This is a genomic window from Thermoanaerobacter sp. A7A, assembly GCF_000445185.1.
In the GTDB taxonomy this organism is placed as follows: domain Bacteria; phylum Bacillota; class Thermoanaerobacteria; order Thermoanaerobacterales; family Thermoanaerobacteraceae; genus Thermoanaerobacter.
The window spans coordinates 1-22,669 of record NZ_AVAF01000010.1; the positions used below are offsets into that span (position 1 = coordinate 1).

A 22,669-nucleotide genomic window follows, 5' to 3' on the forward strand; every position below is an offset into this window, starting at 1 on the left:
GACGGAGGCGGGGCTGGAGCCACGGATGGCGGAAGCGGCCACCTGAGACAGGATGTCGAATGTGGCCGGAACCCCGCTGGAGTCTGAGAGCGAGCGTTAGTTTAGCCTGCTTTGTCGCTGGAGCAACAAAATGCCAATCAAAATTATACTTTGTCAACAAGCTGATAGAGGCCGTAATCCTCTATTTTTTTACAAATCTTTCTATCAAAGATTGTTTAGCTTGTTGTTCTAAAGAGTCATCCAAAGGAGTTAATTCTACTTTTCCATATTTTCTCTTTAAAGCAGTTTCAATTAAAATATCTGCAAATTCAGGATTTTTGGGTAGTACTGGACCGTGGAGATATGTTCCATACACATTTTTATAGATACATCCTTCTGTTTTATCTTCTCCATTATTTCCATTTCCAATTATTACTTTACCTAAAGGCTCCATTTTTTCCAAAAAAGTTTTTCCTGAGTGATTCTCAAAACCTACCATTTTAAAATTTTTATCGGCTATATTTGTATCTATAACTATATTTCCTATCATTCTTCTATTACCAGCTATTGTCCAGGCTTTTAAAATTCCTAAACCTTCTAATTTGCTACCAGCCAGAGTTTGATAGTATTCTCCAAGTAATTGATATCCTCCACATATAGCTAATACTGTCAAACCATCTTCAATAGCTGTTTTCAAATTTTTACCCTTTTTATTTTTTAAATCATCACTTACAATTTTTTGCTCTCTATCTGACCCTCCTCCTAAGAATAGAAGGTCTATGTCAGTAAATTCTTCAGTGTAATCTAAAGTTATTGGCTTTATCTCTATTTCAATTTTTCTCCATTCACATCTTTTTTTTAAAGCTACAATATTTCCTATGTCTCCATATAAGTTTAATAAATCAGGATACATGTGGCCAACGACTAATTTCATTTTTTTGCCTCCTGTAATTTTAAATATTTGCTTACATCATACAAAGAAGTGTAGTTGGGAAGTACAGCTATTAATTCTTCTTCTGTTAAATCAGCTATAGTGTCAAGAGCTTTTTCTATAGAATTTATTATTTTTATTTTTTTAATATCAAAGCCGGCATATTTTAATCTTACTGCCATGTCTTCTGCCCTTAAACCTGAAGTTACTATATAGTTTACTTTTGTCTTTGATAAAAAGCTTTCTAAGTTTACATCCCACAGCCAAGACACATCCCTTCCATCAGCGTAATTATCATTTATAGAAATTAAAAGGTTTAAGGGTTTATTAAATTGAGATAGCATATTTAAAGTGCTTTCAAAACCGATGGGGTTTTTGATTAAATTTATTATTGTCCTTTTGCTTTTTATTTTAGTTTTTTGTAATCTTCCTTCTATTGGCCAATAGCTTTCTATTGCTTTTAATATAGTGCTAAAGTCTATGTTCAACAAAATGCCAGCAGATATAGCTGCTAATAAATTATACACATTGTATAAGCCTATTAATCTACTTTTAACTGTAAAAATTTTATCTTTATAGTATAGATTAAAATTTATTCCATCTTCATTTAAAAATATATTAGTGGCTTTAAAATTAGGATTTGGCCGCTTTTTGCCACAATTGGGGCAGTAATAGTCTCCCAGTTGCCCGTAATATATTTTTTTATATTCGTATTTGTGGGCACAAATTGGACAGTATTTTTGTTCAAAAGAAGAGGAGTTAATTCCTTCAATGTTGTCTTCAATTCCATAGTAAAAAACTTTCGATTTTATTTCATCTCCTATTGAAGCTGTAAAAGGTTCATCAGCGTTTAGTAATACTATAGAATCTTGTGGCAGGTTTAAAAGGGCTTTTTTTACTTTTTCTACTGTTGTATCTAGTTCTCCATATCTGTCTAATTGGTCTCTAAAAAAGTTGGTTATTACTACTATATTGGGTTTTACATCTTCTATCACAATGGGCATGTTTGCTTCATCTACTTCAAAAACGGTCGCATCTTTTTGTAAATTTCCCAAAAAATTGCTGCTTTTTATTAAAGCAGTCGCAATTCCCGTTTTCATATTTGCTCCTTCTTTGTTGTGTACAACACTTTTCCCAGCAGTGGTCAAAATAGAGGCTATTAATCCGGAAGTTGTAGTTTTGCCATTTGTACCTGTTATTATTACTTTGTTGTTTTTTATGGGCCCTATTAGTTTTTCAATTAATTTAGAATCGTACTTTAGTGCGATTTTTCCGGGAAGAGATGTTCCACCTTTTCCTGTGATTTTGCAGGATATGTTGATGAGTTTACCTATGTTGACGCCTAAAAATTTCATTATTTACCACCTTCCATAAAAAATAAAACCATTAATAGATTTTATTGCCTATTTTTACTTCTCTTTCTGGTTGAAGCAAGACGACATTCCCATCTTCGTCATCAACTCCAAGCAACAATACTTCAGATATAAAATCTACTACTTGTTTTGGAGGAAAATTAACTACGCAGACCACCAATTTATTATACAACTCTTCTTTTTTGTACAATTTTGTTATTTGAGCGCTGGACTTTTTGATTCCTAATTCGCCAAAGTCAATTTTTAACTTATAAGCAGGTTTTTTTGCTTTTGGAAAGTCTTCTACCTCAATTATTCTTCCTATACGTATGTCAAGTTTTAAAAAATCTTCATAAGTAGCCATTGAATTCACCTCAATTTAAGTATATTATATTATAGGTATATTTGTTAAGTATATTATATTATAGGCAATAATAAAAATAAAATTATTTCCTCTTCATTTCCCGGGAAATTTTTCGGGAAATGTTTTGAATTGAGCAATTCTTAAAAGAATGATAAAATAAAACTGTTGGATAAATTTGCGGAGGTTGTGAATATGGCAAAGGATGAAACTTATACTGCGAGTCAAATACAAATATTAGAGGGTTTAGAAGCTGTGAGAAAAAGGCCAGGAATGTATATAGGTTCTACTGGTAGCAGAGGACTGCATCACCTTGTATACGAGGTAGTCGATAATAGTATAGATGAAGCATTGGCCGGTTATTGCAAAAATATAGTAGTTACTATACACAAAGATAATTCTATAACGGTTGAAGACGACGGAAGAGGTATACCTACAGATGTTCACCCAAAAGTTGGAAAACCGGCTGTAGAAGTAGCTTTAACGATGTTACATGCAGGTGGAAAATTTAATAATGACGCTTATAAAGTATCTGGAGGATTGCACGGAGTAGGTGTTTCTGTTGTAAATGCATTATCTGAAAAATTAGAAGTTATTGTAAAACAACATGGGAAAATTTATAGGCAAATATATGAAAGAGGAGTTCCCAAAACGGATTTAGAGGTTATTGGAGAGACAGAAGAGACAGGTACAACTATTACTTTTAAGCCGGATAAGGAGATTTTTGAAGAAACTGTATTCGACTATGATGTATTAGCTCAAAGATTGAGAGAATTAGCGTTTTTAAATAAGGGTATAAATATTAAGCTTATAGACGAAAGACACGGAAAAGAAGAGGTCTTTAACTACGAAGGTGGAATTATATCTTTTGTAAAGTATTTAAATAGAAATAAAGAAGTCCTCCATGAAGAGCCTATATACATGGAAGCGAAAAATAGCGACTATGAAGTAGAGGTTTGCATGCAGTATAATGACAGCTATAATGAAAATATCTTTAGTTTTGCTAATAATATTGATACTAGAGAAGGCGGTACCCATCTAGTAGGCTTTAAAGCAGCTTTGACTAAAGTCATTAATGATTACGCAAGAAAATACGGGATTATAAAAGATAACGAGAAAAATTTACAGGGTGAAGATGTAAGAGAAGGACTTACAGCTATTGTAAGTGTAAAATTAAAAAATCCACAGTTTGAAGGACAGACTAAAACAAAATTAGGAAATTCTGAAATGAGGTCTATTGTAGAAAATGTAGTAACAGAAAAACTCTCGGCTTTTTTAGAAGAAAATCCCTCAGTTGCAAAAGTTATAGTAGAAAAAGCTACTCAAGCAGCAAGAGCAAGGGAAGCTGCGAGAAAAGCCAGAGAGCTTACCAGAAGAAAGTCTGCTCTTGAAAATACTACTTTGCCGGGTAAACTTGCCGACTGTTCGGAGAAAGACCCTTCCAAATGTGAGCTTTTCTTGGTAGAGGGTGACTCTGCAGGAGGTTCTGCTAAATCAGGTAGAAACAGTAGATTTCAAGCGATACTTCCACTCCGAGGAAAAATTTTAAATGTAGAGAAGGCAAGACTTGACAAGATATTGTCTAATGAAGAGATAAGAGCAATGATAACTGCTTTAGGTACTGGCGTAGGGAATGATTTTGATATAAGTAAGTTAAGGTACCACAAAATAGTTATAATGACAGATGCAGACGTAGATGGAAGCCATATTAGGACATTACTTTTAACATTTTTCTATAGGTTTATGAGACCTTTAATTGAAAATGGAAATGTGTTCATTGCTCAACCACCTTTATATAAAATTACAAAGGGCAAAAAGGTATATTATGCTTACTCGGATAGAGAATTAGACAAGATCTTAAATGAAATTGGAAGGGAAAATTATACTGTTCAAAGGTATAAAGGTCTTGGAGAAATGAATGCTGACCAGTTATGGGATACAACTATGGATCCAGAGAAGAGGACGATGCTTAAAGTTACATTAGAGGATGCGATAGCTGCAGATGAAATTTTCACCATTTTGATGGGGGATAAAGTCGAACCAAGAAGGGAATTTATAGAAAAATATGCAAAAACAGTTAGAAACTTGGACATATAAAAGAGGTGAAATAGATGAGTGAAGAAAAAGAGAAAGTAATCCCTGTAGACATTGAAGATGAAATGAAAAAATCTTATATAGATTATGCGATGAGTGTAATTGTTGGAAGGGCATTGCCAGATGTGAGAGATGGTTTAAAACCAGTTCATAGAAGGATTCTCTATGCTATGAATGAGTTGGGATTAACCCCTGACAAGCCATATAAAAAGAGCGTTGCAGTTGTTGGTGAAGTTTTAGGAAAATACCATCCTCACGGTGATGCAGCTGTTTACGATACTTTAGTGAGACTAGCACAGGATTTTTCAATGAGAGAAACTTTGATAGATGGGCACGGAAACTTTGGAAGCATAGATGGAGACCCTCCGGCTGCCATGAGGTACACAGAGGCGAGGCTTTCAAAAATTGCCCTTGAGATGCTTACAGATATCAACAAAGAGACAGTAGATTTTGTGCCAAACTTTGATGAGACTTTAAAGGAACCAGTTGTACTTCCCTCTCGATTTCCTAATCTTTTAGTCAACGGCTCTCAAGGAATTGCTGTAGGTATGGCTACGAATATTCCTCCTCACAATTTAGGAGAAGTCATAGATGGAATTGTCGCTTATATAGACAATCCTTATATTTCAGTAGATGAACTGATGAAATATATAAAAGGACCTGACTTTCCTACAGGAGGAATAATTCTAGGAAGAGACGGTATAAAAGAGACTTATGAGACAGGAAGAGGTAAAATTGTCGTTAGGGCAAAGGCAGAAATTGAAGAACACCACGGTAAGACGAGAATTGTAATTACTGAGATTCCTTATATGGTTTTAAAAGCTAAGTTAATTGAAAAAATAGCTGAGTTAGTCCGTGACAAGCACATAGAAGGGATTTCTGATTTGAGAGATGAATCTGATAGGAATGGAATGAAAATTGTAATAGAGCTAAAAAGAGATGTCAATCCAAAGGTGATACTTAATAAACTTTATATGCACACACAAATGCAGCAGACCTTTGGAGCTATAATGTTAGCTCTTGTAGATGGAGAGCCAAAAATACTAAATTTAAAGCAGATTATAGAAAAGTATGTAGATCATCAAGCGGATGTTGTAACGAGAAGGACCAAGTTTGACTTAAGAAAAGCAGAAGAAAGAGCCCATATTTTAGAAGGGTTAAAAATCGCCCTTGACCACATTGATGAAGTGATAAACATAATAAGAAGTTCAAGGACAGAAGCAATTGCTAAACAAAATTTAATGGACAAGTTTGGGTTAAGCGAAAAACAAGCACAAGCGATAGTTGACATGAGATTAGGAAGGTTGACTGGGCTTGAAAGGCAAAAAGTAGAAGATGAGCTTAAGGAGTTAATTGAAAAGATAAAAGAATTGAAGGAAATTTTGGCAGATGAAAGAAAAGTGCTGGAAATAATCAAAAAAGAGCTTTTGGAAATAAAAGATAAATATGCTACTCCGAGAAAGACAAGCATTGTGGCAAAAGAAGAAGAGTTAGATTTAGAGGATTTGGTTCAATTGGAAGATGTTGTAGTGACAATGACACACTATGGATATATAAAGAGAATGCCTCTTGATACTTACAAGGCTCAAAAACGTGGAGGGAAAGGCATATTAGGTATATCTACAAGAGAAGATGACTTTGTAGAGGATATATTTATCACTACAACTCATGACAGACTGTTGTTCTTTACAAACAAAGGGAAAGTATATAGTTTAAGGACAATAGACATTCCTGAGACAGGAAGACAAGCAAAAGGCACGGCTATTGTCAATCTCATACAGATAGCTCAAGGAGAGAAAGTCACAGCGGTTATTCCTCTTAAAAAGTCAGAAGATATTAAGTATATTGTGATGTGCACTAAAAAAGGCATAATTAAAAAGACTTCTATAGAAGAGTTCAGGTCAATTAAGAGAAATGGTATAATTGCTATCACGTTGGAAGAAAGTGATGAGCTTATAAATGTAAAATTAACAAATGGAGAAAGAGAAATAATAATAGGGACTGCCAGAGGCTATGCTATAAGATTTAATGAAAAAGACATAAGACCTATGGGAAGAGTGGCAAAAGGTGTAATAGCTATTTCCTTGAGAGAAGATGATGAAGTGGTAGAAATGGACCTTGTTCATCCCAATAGCGAAATTTTAGTAGTAACAGAAAATGGATTTGGGAAGAGAACGGACTTAGAGGAATACAGGCTTCAAACAAGAGCAGGAAAGGGAATAATTGCAATAAGGCTTAGCGAAAAGACTGGTAAATTGGTGTCTATACGGTCAGTAAATCCGGAAGATGAATTTATGATAATTTCTGCAAATGGGATTCTTATAAGAATGAAGGTGTCCGATATTTCTAAGATGCACAGAGATACAAGAGGAGTAACCCTTATGAAGCTTGATGATGGTGACAGGGTTGTTTCTACTGCAAGAATAGAAAATGAAGAATAAAAATAAGCCCTCAATTTTTGGGGGCTTATTTTTTAAAAGCTCTTTCATATTGTTTTGGCCAGTCTTCCTTTGAAGTGTAGGTATGCAGAACCCAATAGGGATTTCTTAAAAGTTCTCTTCCAAGTGCAACTAAGTCTGCCCTTTCATTTGAAAGAATTTCTTCTGCAAGCTCTTGTGTCGTTATTAATCCTACCGCAGAAGTTTTTATATTACAGCGCTTTTTAATTGTTTCAGCGTATTTAACTTGATATCCAGGATATAGATTTATATCAACATTTAAAAGTCCTCCACTGCTTACATCAATTAAATCAACTTTGTCTTTTATCATGTTGATATATTCTACCATCATATCTATGTTTATTCCGCCTTCCATGTAATCATCTGCAGATACACGCACGAAAATAGGTTTATTTTCAGGCCAATTTTTTCTAACTTCATCTATCACTTCAATTAAAAATCTTGCTCTATTTTCAATGCTATTGCCGTATTCATCTTTTCGTTTATTTGAAAGAGGAGAAAGAAATTCGTGGATTAAATAGCCGTGAGCTGCATGTATTTCAACCACATCATAACCTGCTAAATGAGCCCTTCTGGCAGCCTCTCCAAAAGCTTTTACTATAGATTTTATTTCCTCAACTGATAATTCTCTTGGGAGTTTGTAGTGGTTTCCTGCTTTAATAGGGGAAGGTCCTACAACATCTTCATAAAGTATATCACATTTTCTTCCTGCATGAGCAAGCTGTATTCCCATCACAGCGCCATTTGCTTTACAAATGTCTACAATTTTTTTTAATTCTTTAACTTGTTCATCATTCCATATACCAAGGTCATGGTCAGTTATTCTTCCTCTGCTTTCAACAGCTGTAGCTTCTTGCATAATAAGTCCTACTCCACCAATAGCCCTTGTGGCGTAATGAACTATATGCCAGTCATTTGGCATCCCATTTGTAGAAGCTGTGTACATACACATAGGAGACATCATGATTCTATTTTTTATTGTAATATCCTTTATCTTTAAAGGTATATGTAAAATACTCATAAACACTCTCCTTTCTTGAACTTTCTAATTTTAATCATAATACATATCTTTTTAAAAACCAAATTTAGCAAAAATGTTTAAGCTGCATGTGATTAAAGCAATTTTTAATGATAGTTAAAAAAAGAGCAATTTTTTTGGGAGATATTTAAAATTTTTTAGTAAATGTAAACGATAGATTATTGAAAATTTACAAATAATTTAGTTGACTAAAGTAAAATATGCTGTTAAAATAACAAGTAACTTTAACTGGATTTACTTTTTTAACAGCATACAGGATAAAAAGCGATGAAGGTGAGGGGTATGTGCGTAGGCTTAAGAGAGCCGGTGGGTGGTGCAAACCGGTGCCGAGGCGCATATTAGATCGCTCTGGAGCTGTATAGCTGAACGGCGGTAAGCTTATTAGGCTATACCGGGATTACCCGTTACAGGTCAAGTTGTATAACTTGGTGAGGCTATTGCCGTGAGGTAATAGCGAAAACAGGTGGTACCGCGTGGAGAAAATCCCCGCCCTGTGCTTTCAGGGCGGGGAATGATTTTTATATAGGGGGTGATAATTTGCACATTATATCTGTCCTTGTGAACAATCATCCAGGAGTCTTGTCAAGAGTAGTAGGTCTATTTTCTAGGAGAGGTTATAACATTGAAAGCCTTGCAGTAGGAACGACAGAAAGAGAAGATGTATCCAGAATAACTTTGACGGTGGAAGGAGATGATTACATCGTCACACAGATGATGAGGCAACTTAATAAGCTTATAGATGTCTTAAAAGTACAAAATATAGGGGCAAGGGACAATGTTTCTCGAGAATTGGTGCTAGTTAAAGTAGGTTACGATTCAAATACGAGAGATGATATAATGCACATTGTAGAAACCTTTAGAGCAAAAGTTATAGACATTTCTATTGACTCATTAATCATAGAACTTACAGGAGATAATGAAAAGATAAACGCTTTTATAAATTTAATAAATAAGTTTGACGTAAAAGAACTTGTAAGGACAGGACTTGTATCTTTAGAAAGAGGTAATAAAACATTAAAAGAATTTGAGGGGGAATTGTAATGGCAAAGATGTATTATGATAAAGATGCAGATTTAAATTTACTTAAAAATAAGAAGATTGCAATAATAGGTTTTGGAAGTCAAGGTCATGCTCATGCACTAAATTTAAGAGATTCTGGACTTGATGTAATAGTTGGTCTTTACGAGGGAAGTAAATCAAAAGAAAGAGCAGAAAAAGAAGGGCTGCGAGTTTATACAGTTGAGGAAGCAGCTAAAGTAGCAGATATCATAATGATGCTGATACCGGATGAAAAGCAGGCAAAAGTCTATAAAGAAAGCATAGAAAAAAATCTTACAGAAGGTAAAGCTCTTGCCTTTGCTCATGGCTTTAACATTCATTTTAAACAGATTGTTCCTCCTGAAAATGTGGATGTGTTTATGGTGGCTCCAAAAGGTCCGGGACATTTAGTGCGGAGAGTGTACCAAGAAGGAAAAGGAGTTCCAAATCTGGTAGCAGTATACCAGGATTACACAGGGAAAGCTTTTGACATAGCTTTGGCTTATGCGAAAGGTATAGGTGGTACAAGGGCAGGTGTTATTGAGACCACATTTAAAGAGGAGACAGAGACAGATCTTTTCGGAGAACAAGCGGTGCTTTGCGGAGGAGTCACCGAACTTATGAAGGCAGGTTTTGAAACATTAGTAGAAGCTGGTTATCAGCCAGAAATAGCTTATTTCGAATGTGTGCATGAAATGAAACTTATAGTTGACCTCATATACGAAGGCGGTTTTAGTTATATGAGATATTCTATTTCGGATACTGCAGAATTTGGAGACTATATGACAGGTAAGAGGATAATAACAGAGGAAACAAGAAAAGAGATGAAAAAAGTTTTGTCAGAAATACAATCAGGAAAATTTGCAAAAGAGTGGCTTTTAGAAAATCAGGTAGGAAGACCACAGTATAATGCTATGAAAGATAAAGAGGCAAATCATCTTATTGAAAAAGTCGGCAAAGGTTTGAGAGAAATGATGGCTTGGATTAAAAAAGAATGAATAAGGAGGTAGATAGGCGATGGGGGTCAAAAGAGTCATTGTTTTTGACACTACGTTACGAGATGGTGAGCAGACTCCTGGTGTGAATTTTAACAGCAATGACAAGTTTGAAATAGCAAAGCAATTGGTAAATTTAGGGGTAGATGTCATAGAAGCTGGATTTCCCGCGGCTTCAAATGGAGATTTTGAAGCAGTCAAAAATATTGCTGACAAATTAAGAGGGGTTACTATTGCTGCAATGGCAAGGTCTGTAAAAGAGGATATAGACAGAGCTAGCAGCGCTTTGAAAAATGCTGAAAGGTCGAGATTACACGTTTTTATCGCAACTTCTGATATACATCTTAAATACAAACTTAAGATGTCAAGAGAAGAAATGCTTGAAAAAGCCGTTGAAATGGTAAAATACGCAAAAGGAAAATTTGATGAGATTCAATTTTCAGCAGAAGACGCTTCAAGGACTGATTGGGATTTCTTAGTAAAAGTTTTTAGTGAGGTAATTGATGCAGGAGCAAATGTAATAAATGTGCCCGATACTGTGGGATATGCGATGCCAAGAGAATTTGGAGAACTCATAAAATACATCAGAAATAATGTTCCCAACATCGATGGAGTAATGATAAGTGCTCATTGTCACAATGATTTAGGAATGGCTGTAGCGAATTCTTTGTCTGCCATAGAAAACGGAGCAACTCAGGTAGAAGTGACTGTAAACGGAATAGGAGAAAGGGCAGGAAATGCAGCTATGGAAGAAGTAGTGATGGCATTAAATACGAGAAAAGATTATTTTGGCCTTGTTCACGGAATAAACACTAAAGAGATATACAATACAAGCAAATTGGTAAGCGAACTTACAGGAATTAAACTCCAACCTAATAAAGCAATTGTAGGTGCTAATGCTTTTAGACATCAAGCGGGAATTCACCAACATGGAGTTATAAACAACAGAGCTACTTATGAAATAATGAAACCAGAGGACATTGGAATAATTCCAGATACTTTTGCATTAGGTAAGCTTTCAGGAAGAAATGCTTTTGAATTGAAAGTCAGACAATTGGGGTACAATAATCTTTCACCAGGAGAATTAAGTGATGCTTTTAGAAGGTTTAAAGATTTGGCAGACAGAAAAAAGGTCATTGTGGATGAGGATATAAGATTTGTTGTTGAAGAGACTTTGGAAGAGTTTAGGAGTTTTAAGGAGGGAGAAGCTTGGGCTTAACATTGACACAAAAGATATTGTCAGCAAAAGTTGGTAGAGAAGTAAAACCAGGGGAGTTAATTGAAGTTGATGTGGATATGGTGTTAGGCAATGACGTCACTGCTCCTGTTGCTATAAAGGAGTTTGAAAAGATAGGCATTGATAGAGTTTTTGACAATACAAAAATTGCCCTTGTTCCTGATCATTTTGTTCCTAATAAAGATATAAAATCGGCGGAGCAAGTGAATATAATGAGAAAATTTGCAAAAAAACATGGAATAGTAAATTTCTTTGAAGTAGGGCAAATGGGAATAGAGCACGCACTTTTACCCGAAAAAGGACTTGTACTTCCTGGGGATGTTGTCATAGGTGCCGATTCTCATACTTGTACCTATGGCGCTCTTACTTGTTTTTCTACAGGAGTTGGAAGCACTGACATGGCGGCAGCGATGGCGACAGGCAAGGCTTGGTTTAAAGTGCCAGAAGCTATAAAATTTGTGTTAAAAGGCAATTTGCAAAAATGGGTAAGCGGAAAAGATGTTATCTTGTATATAATCGGAAAAATAGGAGTTGACGGAGCTTTATACAAATCTATGGAATTTACAGGAAACATAAAAGCTTTGTCAATCGACGATAGATTCACAATTGCCAATATGGCAATTGAAGCAGGGGCTAAAAACGGTATTTTCGATTTTGACAAAATTACCGACGCATATGTTAAAGGGAGAGCAAAAAGAGAATATAAAGTATTTGAAAGGGATGAAGATGCTGAGTACAGTGAGGTTTATGAGATAAATTTGGATGAGATAAGGCCTCAAGTAGCATTTCCTCATTTGCCTGAAAACACCAGAAATATTGATGAGGTTGGAAAAGTGAAAATAGACCAAGTTGTTATTGGTTCTTGTACGAATGGACGTCTCTCAGATATGGAGATAGCGTATAAGATACTAAAAGGCAAAAAGGTTCATCCTGATGTAAGACTTTTAATTTTTCCCGCAACACAGGAAATATACTTAGAATGTGTTAAAAGAGGTTACATCGAAGAGTTTATAAAAGCAGGTGCGGCAGTATCTACTCCTACTTGTGGACCTTGCCTTGGCGGACATATGGGAATTTTGGCTAAAGGAGAAAGGGCACTGGCTACTACTAATAGAAATTTTGTAGGAAGAATGGGACATCCTGAGAGTGAAGTGTATCTTTCAAGTCCAGCTGTTGCGGCGGCTTCAGCTATTGCAGGATATATCGTAAGTCCAGAGGAGGTATAATGATGCAGGGGAAAGCCATAAAATACGGGGACAATATAGATACAGATGTTATAATACCAGCAAGGTATTTAAACACATCAGACCCACAAGAATTGGCACAGCATTGCATGGAAGATTTAGACAAAGAGTTTAAAAACAAAGTTCAAGAAGGAGATATACTGGTTGTAGGTGAAAATTTTGGTAGTGGTTCTTCTAGAGAGCACGCGCCAATCGCTATTAAAGCATCTGGTATATCCTGTATAATTGCTAAGTCGTTTGCAAGAATTTTTTTCAGAAATGCGATAAATATAGGGCTTCCGATATTAGAATGCAAAGAGGCAGTAGATGGGATTGAAGAAGGTGATATTGTTTTGGTTGATACAGATAATGGAATTATAAAAAATTTAACTAAAGGGACAGAATTTAAAGCTCAACCCTTTCCTGACTTTATAAAAGAAATAATGAAATATGGTGGACTTATAAATTATGTCAGAGAGAAGGTGTGACATTGTTTAAAATTGCAGTGCTGCCTGGAGATGGAATTGGACCTGAGGTCATAGAAGAAGGGTTAAAAGTTTTGTCTGCTATAGAAGACAAGTACAAACTTAAATTTGATGTAAAAAAGTATCCTTTTGGGGGAGAAGCTATAGACAAATATGGCGTTCCCTATCCGGAAGAGACAAAAAATGCATGTCTTTCCAGCGATGCTGTTCTTTTGGGAGCAGTAGGTGGACATAAATGGGATGACCTTGAGGGGGATAAAAGGCCAGAAGCGGGTCTTCTGGCTTTAAGAAAAAGCCTAGGGGTTTATGCAAATCTAAGACCTGCTGTTCTTTATCCTCCTTTAAAAGAAGCTTCTCCTTTAAAAAACGAGTTATTACAAGAGGGTTTAGATATTCTTGTGGTAAGAGAACTTACTGGTGGTATTTATTTTGGACCAAGAGGAATAGTTGCTATAGATTATGGCTTTAAGGCTTATGATACAGAAGTGTACCAGACTTCAGAGATAGAAAGGATAGCGGTTATTGCCTTTGAAGCGGCTTTAAAGAGGAAAAAGAAAGTCACTTCTGTAGACAAGGCAAACATTTTAGATTCTTCAAGATTGTGGAGAAAAACGGTAGAAGAAATAAGTAAGAGATATTCTGATGTTGAGTTAAACCATATGTATGTAGATAACTGTGCTATGCAACTAATTAAAAATCCTTCTCAATTTGATGTAATTCTTACTTCCAATATGTTTGGCGATATTTTAAGTGACGAGGCTTCCCAACTTACAGGTTCTATAGGTATGCTTCCTTCTGCTAGCTTAAGAGAAGATAAAGTGGGACTTTATGAACCTATACACGGTTCTGCTCCAGATATTGCTGGAACAAAGAAGGCAAATCCTTTAGCTACAATACTGTCAGTTGCTATGATGTTGGAATATTCTTTTAATCTACTTGATGCTGCTAATGACATAAAGGATGCAGTAAATAAAGTTTTAGAGGCAGGTTATAGGACTTTTGATTTAGGAAAAGGAATAATTTTAAATACCCAACAAATGGGAGATAAAGTGGTGGAGTATATAAAGGGGTGAGGATATTGATAAGTGATAGCATAAAAAAGGGAGTTGAAAAGGCGCCACATAGGTCACTTTTATATGCTTTAGGCTTGACTTATGAAGAAATAAAAAGGCCGATTATCGGTGTAGCAAATTCAAAAAACGAAATTATACCAGGACATATTCACCTTGATAAAATAGCTGAGGCTGTAAAAGCAGGCATCAGAATGGCAGGAGGAACGCCTATAGAATTTTCCACTATCGGCGTTTGTGATGGTATTGCCATGAACCATAAAGGTATGAAATATTCACTGGGAAGCAGAGAACTTATAGCAGATAGCATTGAAATTATGGCAACAGCACACGGATTTGATGGGCTTGTGCTGATTCCCAATTGCGACAAAATAGTGCCGGGAATGCTTATGGCAGCAGCACGACTTAATATTCCTGCAATAGTTGTAAGCGGAGGCCCAATGCTTGCAGGAAAGTGTAATGGAGAGGTGTGCGATTTAAGCAGCGTCTTTGAAGCTGTAGGAGCACATAAAATAGGGAAAATCTCAGAGGAAGACCTTTATAAAATAGAACTTAATGCTTGTCCTACTTGTGGGTCCTGTTCAGGAATGTTTACGGCAAATACTATGAATTGCTTGACAGAAGCTTTAGGATTAGGGCTTCCGGGAAATGGCACAATTCCTGCGGTTTATTCTGAAAGAATAAGACTTGCAAAACAAGCTGGAATAAAAATCATGGAGCTTGTAGAGAGAGGAATTAAGCCTTCTTATATAATCACAAAAGAGGCATTCATAAACGCCTTTAGTTTAGACATGGCTTTAGGCGGTTCCACAAATACAATTTTGCATTTAAAGGCTATAGCCCATGAGGCAGGGGTAGAAATATCTCTTGATGAAATAAACGATATAAGCGGGAGAGTGCCTAATTTGTGTAAGTTAAGTCCTGCAGGTAAATACCACATAGAGGACTTGTATTTTGCAGGGGGAGTATCGGCTGTTTTAAAAGAACTGACGAAAGCTAATCTTATAAATACTGAAGCGTTAACAGTTACAGGAAAGACATTAGGAGAGAATATAAAAGACGCGAAAGTTTTAAATCATGATGTGATAAGGCCAATAGACAACCCTTACAGCAGTACTGGAGGTCTTGCGATACTGTACGGGAACATTGCAAGAGAAGGAGCTGTTGTAAAAGCATCTGCTGTAGCAAAAGAGATGTTAAGACACGAAGGGCCAGCAAAGGTGTTTAATTCTGAGGAAGAAGCCATAGCTGCAATATATGGAGGAAAAATACAAAAAGGCGATGTAGTTGTAATAAGGTACGAAGGGCCAAAAGGTGGGCCGGGAATGAGAGAAATGTTAAGTCCTACTTCAGCCCTTGCAGGTATGGGACTTGACAAAGATGTCGCTCTTATAACAGACGGCAGGTTTTCAGGTGCAACAAGAGGGGCTTCAATAGGACATGTATCTCCAGAGGCTATGGAAGGGGGAGAAATAGCGATTATTGAAGATGGGGATATTATTGAAATTGATATTCCCGCAAGAAAAATTAATGTGAAATTAACTGATGAGGAGATTAAAGAAAGAATGAAAAGATGGGTAAGACCTGAACCAAAGATAAAAACTGGTTATATGGCAAGATATGCAGAACAAGTGACTTCTGCAAATACAGGTGCAGTTTTTAAGGGGGGAGGTATATGAAGTTAAAAGGAGCGCAAGTAATTATAGAAGTTTTAAAAGAGATGGGCGTTGATACTATATTTGGCATACCAGGAGGGGCAGTTATTCCCATTTATGATGCTCTTTATGACTCTGATATAAGGCATATTTTAGCTACTCACGAGCAAATGGCAGCCCATATGGCAGATGGTTACGCTAGGGCAACAGGAAGAGTTGGAGTTTGTTTTGCTACCTCTGGTCCTGGGTCTACCAATCTTGTGACAGGCATAGCCAATGCTTATATGGATTCTGTACCTGTTGTGGCGATAACAGGACAGGTTCCTACAAATCTCATAGGAAAAGACGCTTTTCAAGAGGTTGACATAACAGGAATTACAATGCCTATAACTAAACACAACTTTATTGTAAAATCTCCTGATAAATTAGCAGATACAATAAGGCAGGCATTTGCAATAGCCAAAAGTGGAAGGCCTGGTCCTGTGTTAGTTGATATTCCAAAAGATATGCAAAATGCCGATATAGAATATGTTAAAGGAAAGGAAGATAGTAATATAAAAAACAATGTCAAGGGAATAGTTTCACAAAAAGAGTTAGACAAAGCTATAGAGCTTATTTTGCAAAGTAAAAAGCCTGTAATCTTTGCAGGAGGAGGAGTGATTTGGGGGGAAGCATCAGCCGAACTCATAGAATTTGCAGAGAAGACCAATATACCTGTTGCCAGTTCTTTAATGGGGTTAGGATGCTTTCCAGAGGACCATCCTTTGTCATTAGGCCTTATAGGCATGCATGGAAGTAGATTTGCAAATTTGGCTGTATTTAAATCAGACCTTGTGATAGCGATAGGGACGAGATTTAGCGACAGAGTCGCTAGCAAAGCAGGAGGACTTGCTCCAAATGCTAAAATAATCCATATTGATATTGACCCTGCAGAATTAGGGAAAAATGTAGAAGTAGAGGTAGCAATTATAGGTAAAGTAAAAGAAGTTTTAAAACTCTTAACGAACAAACTTCCGTTCCTTGAGAGAAAAGAATGGTTAAAAGAAATTTCTGACTTAAAAGAAAAGCACGGATTAAAATACAAAAACGATGAAGTTTTAAGGCCTCAGTGGATAGTAGAAAAAATTCAACAGCTTTCAAACGATGACCTTATAATAGCCACTGAAGTAGGACAAAATCAAATGTGGGCTGCCCAGTTTTATAAATTTAAACACCCCAGAACCTTTGTCACCTCAGGAGGATTAGGGGCAATGGGCTTTGGACTTCCTGCTGCAATAGGAGCGCAAGTAGGAAGGCCAGATAAAAGAGTTGTAAACATTGCAGGTGATGGAAGTCTGAGAATGAATATACATGCCTTAGAAACAGCTGCTGTGTATAATCTTCCGGTTATAACAGTACTACTCAATAACCAAACTTTAGGCATGGTAAGACAATGGCAAAACCTTTTGTATGACAAGAGATTTTCCCACACAGATTTGAACGCAAATTTGAATTTTGCTAAGCTCGCAAACGACTTTGGAGTAGAAGGAATAAGAGTTACAACAAAAGAAGAATTTGAAAAAGCCTTCAAAAAAGCCTATTGCGAAAAAAGACCTTTTATGATAGAATGTATTATAAATAAAGACGAGATGGTGCTTCCATTTATTCCTGCAGGTGGAACTGTTGAAAATACAATTGGATAAAACCTTCGGGGATCGGTGAAATTCCGTACCGGCGGTATAGCCCGCGAGCCTTTTGGCAGACTCGGTGAAATTCCGAGGCCGACAGTTAAAGTCTGGATGGGAGAAGGAGAAATATTCCCCAGGGGATATATTCTCTGGGGATTTTTTAACCCTGAAGGTTTAACCTTCAGGATTTTTTAGTATAGGAGGGATTAAATTGGAAGAATATATGAAAAGGGCTTTAACACTGGTTGAAAAAGGATGGGGATATACAAACCCTAATCCACTTGTGGGTGCTGTAATAGTTAAAAATGGAAAAATAATAGGCGAGGGTTATCATGAATATTTTGGAGGGCCACATGCTGAAGTAAATGCATTAAAAAATGCAGTTGAAGATGTCAAAGGTTCTACTATGTTTGTAACACTTGAACCTTGCAGCCATTATGGCAAAACGCCTCCTTGTGTTGAAGAAATAATTAAATCTGGCATTAAGAGAGTGTATATAGCGATGGAAGACCCAAATCCTAAAGTTAGCGGGAACGGTATAAAAAGGTTAAAAGAGGCGGGAATAGAAGTACATGTGGGGATAATGGAGAAAAAAGCGAGGAAACTCAACGAAATATTTGTTAAATATATTACGACAAAATTTCCATTTGTGATAGTAAAATCTGCTATGAGTATTGATGGTAAGATTGCTTGTTATAATGGAAATTCTAAATGGATTACAAATGAGAAATCAAGAAAATTTGCTCATAAAATAAGAGGACGTGTATCCGCGATTATGGTTGGGGTAAATACAGTAATTAAGGATAACCCAATGCTTACAACAAGGTTGGAGGGGTATAAAAGTCCTGTAAGGATTATTGTGGATAGTAGAGGTAGAATTCCATTTGACTCAAATGTAATAAGAGACAAAACGGCAAAAACGATAATTGCTACAACAGAACTTATGCCAAACAATGTGAGAAAGAAGCTTGAAGATATGGATATTGAAGTTATTATATTAAAAAACGACAATGGAAAAGTACCTTTAAAAGAGCTAATGATAAAACTTGGAGAGAGGGGGATTGATAGTGTATTGATTGAAGGCGGTGGGACATTAAATTGGTCTGCACTTAAAGAGGGAATTGTTGATAAAGTTATGTTTTTTATATCACCTAGAATAATAGGAGGAAAAAATGCTTTAACACCTGTAGAAGGTATAGGTTTTTCGGATATAGGAAATTCAATAGAATTAAAAGATGTGGAGATTGATAGAATAGATGATGATATACTAATAACAGCATATGTAAGAAAGTAGGTTATGGCGTATGTTTACTGGAATTATAGAAGAAACAGGAACTGTTAAAAATATTATACATGGTACTTTTACAAAAATTGTTATAAAATGTAGTAAAGTCCTTGAGGGGACAAAAATAGGTGATAGTATAGCAGTTAACGGTGTATGTTTAACTGTTACTAATATATCAAACGAAAGTTTTGCAGCTGACGTTATGCCTGAAACCATGAGAGCAAGCAATTTAAAAGATTTAAAAACTGGAAGCATTGTCAATCTTGAAAGAGCACTTCAAGTTGGAAGGAGAATGGGTGGTCACATCGTAACTGGTCATATAGATTGCGTTGGAAAAATCATAGACAAAAGGCAGGAAAAAAATGCTTTTATATTTAAGATAGCTATAAATGAGAAATTTGCAAAATACATTGTGCGGAAGGGAAGTATTGCGGTTGATGGTATAAGTTTAACGGTTGTTGAGGATGGATATGATTATTTTACTGTTTCAATTATTCCACATACAATGCTTAAGACGACATTGCGTTATAAAAGGGTAGGAGATAGTGTGAATATCGAAGTTGATATACTTTCTAAGTATGTAGAAAAACTAATAGGGAAAAAGGATATAAAAGATTTATTAAAAGAAAATGGATTTATATAGATGTTGATGACTTCTCTAAGTTAAGGAGGAAAGACCAATGTTTGATAGGGTAGAAGATGCAATAGAAGATATAAAGCAAGGGAAAATGATTATTGTGGTAGATGATGAAAATAGGGAAAATGAAGGCGACTTAGTTATGGCAGCAGAAAAAGTTACAGGAGAACACATTAATTTTATGATAAAATATGGACGGGGTCTTGTATGTGTTCCAATGACAGAAAATAGACTTAATGAGCTTGGCATTTACCAAATGGTTGAGAATAACACTGACCATAAAGAAACTGCTTTTACTGTATCTGTAGACTATAAAGAATGTACCACTGGTATTTCTGCATTTGAAAGAGCAATGACGGTGAAGAAATTAGTAGATGATAATTCAAAGCCAGAAGATTTTACAAAGCCAGGACATATCTTTCCTTTAAGAGCAAAAGATGGTGGTGTCTTAGTAAGAGCAGGACATACAGAAGCAGCTGTAGACCTTGCAGTTCTTGCGGGACTCAAACCTGCTGGAGTAATATGCGAAATCATAAAAGATGATGGAAATATGGCAAGGCTGCCTGACCTTTTGGAGTTTGCAAAAAAATTTGGGTTGAGGATTATATCTATTGAAGATTTAATAGAGTACAGAATGAAAAATGAAATACTTGTGAGAAGGGTAGCACAGGCGAAACTTCCAACAAAATATGGGAATTTTGAAATTGTCGGGTATGAAGAAATATTAACAGGAAAACAGCATGTAGCTCTGATTAAAGGAGACATAAATAGGGACCCTGTACTTGTGAGGATACATTCAGAGTGCCTGACGGGGGATATATTGGGGTCATTAAGATGTGACTGTGGTGACCAGCTTCATGCGGCAATGGAAAGAATAGGACAGGAAGGAGGAGTACTAGTCTATCTGAGACAGGAAGGAAGGGGTATAGGACTTTTAAACAAGATTAAGGCGTATCATTTGCAGGATCAAGGGTTTGATACTGTTGAAGCGAATATTAAGCTTGGTTTTCCACCTGATTTAAGAGAATACAGCATAGCTGCCCAGATTTTGAAAGATATAGGAGTTAAAAAGATAAGGATTATGACAAATAATCCGCAAAAAATTATGGAATTATCAGACTATGGTCTTGAGGTTGTAGAAAGGATTCCTATAGAAATTTGTCCAAATTATTATAATGAAAAATACCTCAAAACAAAAAAGGAAAAAATGGGACATCTAATTTTGGAAGTGTGAAATGCTATGCAAAAAGTGAATTGAATGTAATTATAAGCACAGTGAAGAACACTAGTAAGGGGAGTGTATAGTTATGAAAATATACGAAGGAAAACTTACGGTAGAAGGAAAGAAATTTGGAATTGTGGTAAGCAGATTCAATGAATTTATAACGAACAAACTTCTCGAAGGAGCACTTGATGCCCTAAAAAGGCATGGTGCTTTAAATGAGGATATTGAAATTGCATGGGTACCTGGAGCATTTGAAATACCACTTATAGCTAAAAAGATGGCTGAATCTAAAAGATATAATGCAGTAATTGCACTTGGAGCAGTAATAAGAGGAGAGACACCCCATTTTGATTACGTTGCAAATGAGGTATCAAAAGGTATTGCAAAAATATCTCTTGATACAGAAGTTCCAGTTATATTCGGCGTTCTTACCACAGATACAATTGAGCAAGCTATTGTAAGGGCGGGAACAAAAGGTGGGAATAAAGGTTTTGAGGCAGCCGTTACAGCAATAGAGATGGCAAATCTAATAGATGAAATAAAATAAGGGCAAAATGCCCTTATTTTATTTCCAAGGAGGAATAATTTCTGCTTTTTGAAGAGCTTTAAATACTACTACAAATACAGGCCCTATTACAAGCCCTAAAGCACCGAAAAGTTTTGCACCTATAAACATAGATAAAAGCGTAACAAGAGGATGAAGTCCGATACTCTGACCTACAATCTTAGGCTCTATCATCTGTCTTACAACTACCACCAAGCCGTACAGTATTAAAAGATATATCCCTACCATGTAGTTTTTCATTATGATGTTATAAAGCGCCCATGGTACCATGACAGCACCAGGACCAAGTACGGGCAATGCATCTACAATGGTTACAAGAAGACCCAATAGAAATGGATAGTCAAAACCTATCATTGCAAGGCCTATGGAGACTTCCAAAAAGGTTATAAGCATTATTGTTGCTACTGCTCGCAGATAACCGAAAAATGTCTTTAAAAGGTCTACCTGAATATTTTTTGCATGCTGTGCCCAATGAGATGGAATCTGCCTTTTTATAAAATCTAGTATAAGCTGTTTATCTTTGCTTATAAAAAAAGTAGCAACGAGTGTTATCAAAGTCATAAAGAAAAAATTAGGCAATTTTGTTGCAAAATTCAAAAGCCATGTAGAAAGATTTTTTGCAAATAATGATATATAGTTTAAAATCGATTGCATGTTGTTTTCAATAAGGGATGTAATATTTGGGGGTAATGTTACGTAATACATTCTTATTCTATCAACGAGATTTAAAATTATGTCATTAATAGTATTTGCATAATTTGTACTTATTTCCGCAAGAGAACTTAGTTCATATATAAGTTGTGTTATTGATATTGCAATAAGTGAACCTATCACGCCTATTAATATCAAAAGTAAAATAAAGGATGCTAATCCTCTCGGCACCTTTAATTTTTTCTCTAAGAAATTTACACCAGGATCGATTATCACAGCGAAAAGCAAAGCCACTACAAATGGCATCAAGAAAGGAATAATTTTAAATATGATTAAGTAAAATATAATAAAGACAGCAACAATGAGCAGTGTTTTTTTTATTATATCACCGTATCTCAATAGAAAATTATTCACCGTTTTGACCTCCTTTTTCTTTATTATAATATGAGAATTGATGAAAGTCTATCATTAAGAGTAATTATTGACTATAATAAAAAAATCCGCCGAAACGGATTTTTTAAAGGGCGGTTTTTATTTTTGCTATTTCTTTTGATTTTTGGGCAAGTTCGCTTCGCGTTATAATTCCTTTTTCTACTAGTAAATCTATGAGGGAAAGTAAAGCCAATAAATTTTTGTACTCTGTGTCTTTTATTTCGGCTAAATCTAGAAGATATTCTATTTCTCTCATTTTACATCTCTCCCAAATAATTCTTTAATTTTA

20 protein-coding genes, 1 riboswitch and 1 other annotated feature are annotated in these 22,669 nt (G+C 35.7%); of the genes, 14 read left to right on the forward strand and 6 right to left on the reverse strand.

Annotated features, from left to right (window positions below; translation table 11 throughout):
• Positions 1 to 181 precede the first annotated feature (181 nt).
• Genes M663_RS0100655 through M663_RS0100665 form a run of 3 tightly spaced genes read right to left on the reverse strand, consistent with a single transcriptional unit; the run spans position 182 to position 2,626 of the window.
• Positions 182 to 913 (reverse strand): glutamine amidotransferase, encoded by a 732-nt coding sequence (locus tag M663_RS0100655; RefSeq protein ID WP_004399500.1) that lies wholly within the window; start codon positions 911 to 913, stop codon positions 182 to 184.
• On the reverse strand, positions 910 to 2,265 hold the full coding sequence (locus M663_RS0100660; RefSeq protein WP_004399498.1) for a Mur ligase family protein: 1,356 nt from the start codon (positions 2,263 to 2,265) through the stop codon (positions 910 to 912). The genes M663_RS0100655 and M663_RS0100660 overlap by 4 nt, the downstream gene beginning before the upstream one ends.
• 31 nt (positions 2,266 to 2,296) lie before the next feature.
• Positions 2,297 to 2,626 (reverse strand): tRNA-binding protein, encoded by a 330-nt coding sequence (locus tag M663_RS0100665; protein WP_004399497.1) that lies wholly within the window; start codon positions 2,624 to 2,626, stop codon positions 2,297 to 2,299.
• Between the two features lie 192 nt (positions 2,627 to 2,818).
• Between M663_RS0100665 and gyrB the strand changes: the two genes are divergently transcribed.
• A complete protein-coding gene (gyrB, locus tag M663_RS0100670) occupies positions 2,819 to 4,720 on the forward strand; it encodes a DNA topoisomerase (ATP-hydrolyzing) subunit B (protein WP_004399496.1) in 1,902 nt (633 codons plus the stop codon).
• Between the two features lie 14 nt (positions 4,721 to 4,734).
• Positions 4,735 to 7,158 (forward strand): DNA gyrase subunit A, encoded by a 2,424-nt coding sequence (gene gyrA / locus M663_RS0100675; RefSeq protein ID WP_004399495.1) that lies wholly within the window; start codon positions 4,735 to 4,737, stop codon positions 7,156 to 7,158.
• Positions 7,159 to 7,183: 25 nt separating this feature from the next.
• On the opposite strand, the gene namA is transcribed toward gyrA, so the two are convergent.
• Positions 7,184 to 8,197, reverse strand: coding sequence for an NADPH dehydrogenase NamA (gene namA / locus M663_RS0100680; RefSeq protein ID WP_029687582.1), 1,014 nt, complete (start codon positions 8,195 to 8,197; stop codon positions 7,184 to 7,186).
• A gap of 276 nt (positions 8,198 to 8,473) precedes the next feature.
• Positions 8,474 to 8,712, forward strand: a binding site (T-box leader).
• Positions 8,713 to 8,752: 40 nt separating this feature from the next.
• Between namA and ilvN the strand changes: the two genes are divergently transcribed.
• The 12 genes from ilvN (at position 8,753) to ribE (ending at position 21,279) form a co-directional block, all read left to right on the forward strand.
• Positions 8,753 to 9,256 (forward strand): acetolactate synthase small subunit, encoded by a 504-nt coding sequence (gene ilvN / locus M663_RS0100685; protein WP_029687583.1) that lies wholly within the window; start codon positions 8,753 to 8,755, stop codon positions 9,254 to 9,256.
• Positions 9,256 to 10,251 carry a ketol-acid reductoisomerase gene (gene ilvC, locus M663_RS0100690; RefSeq protein ID WP_029687584.1) on the forward strand — a complete coding sequence of 332 codons (996 nt, stop codon included), beginning with the start codon at positions 9,256 to 9,258 and terminating at the stop codon, positions 10,249 to 10,251. Before ilvN ends, ilvC begins: the two co-directional genes overlap by 1 nt.
• A 19-nt stretch (positions 10,252 to 10,270) precedes the next feature.
• Complete coding sequence (locus M663_RS0100695) at positions 10,271 to 11,467, forward strand: 2-isopropylmalate synthase (RefSeq protein ID WP_029687585.1); 1,197 nt, start codon at positions 10,271 to 10,273, stop codon at positions 11,465 to 11,467.
• Positions 11,458 to 12,711 carry a 3-isopropylmalate dehydratase large subunit gene (gene leuC / locus M663_RS0100700; protein WP_029687586.1) on the forward strand — a complete coding sequence of 418 codons (1,254 nt, stop codon included), beginning with the start codon at positions 11,458 to 11,460 and terminating at the stop codon, positions 12,709 to 12,711. The genes M663_RS0100695 and leuC overlap by 10 nt, the downstream gene beginning before the upstream one ends.
• A gap of 2 nt (positions 12,712 to 12,713) precedes the next feature.
• Positions 12,714 to 13,196, forward strand: a complete 483-nt coding sequence (gene leuD, locus M663_RS0100705) for a 3-isopropylmalate dehydratase small subunit (RefSeq protein WP_003867393.1) — start codon at positions 12,714 to 12,716, stop codon at positions 13,194 to 13,196.
• A 2-nt stretch (positions 13,197 to 13,198) separates the two neighbouring features.
• Positions 13,199 to 14,266, forward strand: a complete 1,068-nt coding sequence (gene leuB / locus M663_RS0100710; protein ID WP_029687587.1) for a 3-isopropylmalate dehydrogenase — start codon at positions 13,199 to 13,201, stop codon at positions 14,264 to 14,266.
• A gap of 5 nt (positions 14,267 to 14,271) precedes the next feature.
• A complete protein-coding gene (gene ilvD, locus M663_RS0100715) occupies positions 14,272 to 15,942 on the forward strand; it encodes a dihydroxy-acid dehydratase (RefSeq protein ID WP_042805004.1) in 1,671 nt (556 codons plus the stop codon).
• Complete coding sequence (ilvB, locus tag M663_RS0100720; protein ID WP_029687589.1) at positions 15,939 to 17,600, forward strand: biosynthetic-type acetolactate synthase large subunit; 1,662 nt, start codon at positions 15,939 to 15,941, stop codon at positions 17,598 to 17,600. Before ilvD ends, ilvB begins: the two co-directional genes overlap by 4 nt.
• Positions 17,598 to 17,712, forward strand: a riboswitch (FMN riboswitch). Its footprint overlaps the gene before it by 3 nt.
• An 84-nt stretch (positions 17,713 to 17,796) precedes the next feature.
• Positions 17,797 to 18,879, forward strand: a complete 1,083-nt coding sequence (gene ribD / locus M663_RS0100730) for a bifunctional diaminohydroxyphosphoribosylaminopyrimidine deaminase/5-amino-6-(5-phosphoribosylamino)uracil reductase RibD (RefSeq protein ID WP_029687590.1) — start codon at positions 17,797 to 17,799, stop codon at positions 18,877 to 18,879.
• Between the two features lie 10 nt (positions 18,880 to 18,889).
• Positions 18,890 to 19,513 (forward strand): riboflavin synthase, encoded by a 624-nt coding sequence (locus M663_RS0100735; protein ID WP_004399482.1) that lies wholly within the window; start codon positions 18,890 to 18,892, stop codon positions 19,511 to 19,513.
• 37 nt (positions 19,514 to 19,550) lie between these two features.
• Positions 19,551 to 20,741: a bifunctional 3,4-dihydroxy-2-butanone-4-phosphate synthase/GTP cyclohydrolase II gene (locus tag M663_RS0100740; RefSeq protein WP_029687592.1), complete on the forward strand. Its 1,191-nt coding sequence runs from the start codon at positions 19,551 to 19,553 to the stop codon at positions 20,739 to 20,741.
• A gap of 73 nt (positions 20,742 to 20,814) precedes the next feature.
• Positions 20,815 to 21,279 carry a 6,7-dimethyl-8-ribityllumazine synthase gene (gene ribE / locus M663_RS0100745; RefSeq protein WP_003869973.1) on the forward strand — a complete coding sequence of 155 codons (465 nt, stop codon included), beginning with the start codon at positions 20,815 to 20,817 and terminating at the stop codon, positions 21,277 to 21,279.
• An 18-nt stretch (positions 21,280 to 21,297) separates the two neighbouring features.
• Here ribE and ytvI read toward each other — a convergent pair whose 3' ends face one another.
• Together ytvI and M663_RS14995 are read right to left on the reverse strand one after the other, a co-directional pair.
• Positions 21,298 to 22,362: a sporulation integral membrane protein YtvI gene (gene ytvI / locus M663_RS0100750; RefSeq protein ID WP_029687593.1), complete on the reverse strand. Its 1,065-nt coding sequence runs from the start codon at positions 22,360 to 22,362 to the stop codon at positions 21,298 to 21,300.
• Positions 22,363 to 22,465: 103 nt separating this feature from the next.
• Positions 22,466 to 22,636, reverse strand: a complete 171-nt coding sequence (locus M663_RS14995) for a hypothetical protein (RefSeq protein ID WP_003869971.1) — start codon at positions 22,634 to 22,636, stop codon at positions 22,466 to 22,468.
• Positions 22,637 to 22,669 lie beyond the last annotated feature (33 nt).

Bases quoted from the DNA above. Each gene is read 5' to 3' on its own strand.
- M663_RS0100655 (WP_004399500.1), bottom strand. From the start codon at position 913: ATGAAATTAGTCGTTGGCCACATGTATCCTGATTTATTAAACTTATAT.
- M663_RS0100660 (WP_004399498.1), bottom strand. From the start codon at position 2,265: ATGAAATTTTTAGGCGTCAACATAGGTAAACTCATCAACATATCCTGC.
- M663_RS0100665 (WP_004399497.1), bottom strand. From the start codon at position 2,626: ATGGCTACTTATGAAGATTTTTTAAAACTTGACATACGTATAGGAAGA.
- gyrB (WP_004399496.1), top strand. From the start codon at position 2,819: ATGGCAAAGGATGAAACTTATACTGCGAGTCAAATACAAATATTAGAG.
- gyrA (WP_004399495.1), top strand. From the start codon at position 4,735: ATGAGTGAAGAAAAAGAGAAAGTAATCCCTGTAGACATTGAAGATGAA.
- namA (WP_029687582.1), bottom strand. From the start codon at position 8,197: ATGAGTATTTTACATATACCTTTAAAGATAAAGGATATTACAATAAAA.
- ilvC (WP_029687584.1), top strand. From the start codon at position 9,256: ATGGCAAAGATGTATTATGATAAAGATGCAGATTTAAATTTACTTAAA.
- M663_RS0100695 (WP_029687585.1), top strand. From the start codon at position 10,271: ATGGGGGTCAAAAGAGTCATTGTTTTTGACACTACGTTACGAGATGGT.
- leuD (WP_003867393.1), top strand. From the start codon at position 12,714: ATGCAGGGGAAAGCCATAAAATACGGGGACAATATAGATACAGATGTT.
- ilvB (WP_029687589.1), top strand. From the start codon at position 15,939: ATGAAGTTAAAAGGAGCGCAAGTAATTATAGAAGTTTTAAAAGAGATG.
- M663_RS0100735 (WP_004399482.1), top strand. From the start codon at position 18,890: ATGTTTACTGGAATTATAGAAGAAACAGGAACTGTTAAAAATATTATA.
- M663_RS0100740 (WP_029687592.1), top strand. From the start codon at position 19,551: ATGTTTGATAGGGTAGAAGATGCAATAGAAGATATAAAGCAAGGGAAA.
- ribE (WP_003869973.1), top strand. From the start codon at position 20,815: ATGAAAATATACGAAGGAAAACTTACGGTAGAAGGAAAGAAATTTGGA.
- M663_RS14995 (WP_003869971.1), bottom strand. From the start codon at position 22,636: ATGAGAGAAATAGAATATCTTCTAGATTTAGCCGAAATAAAAGACACA.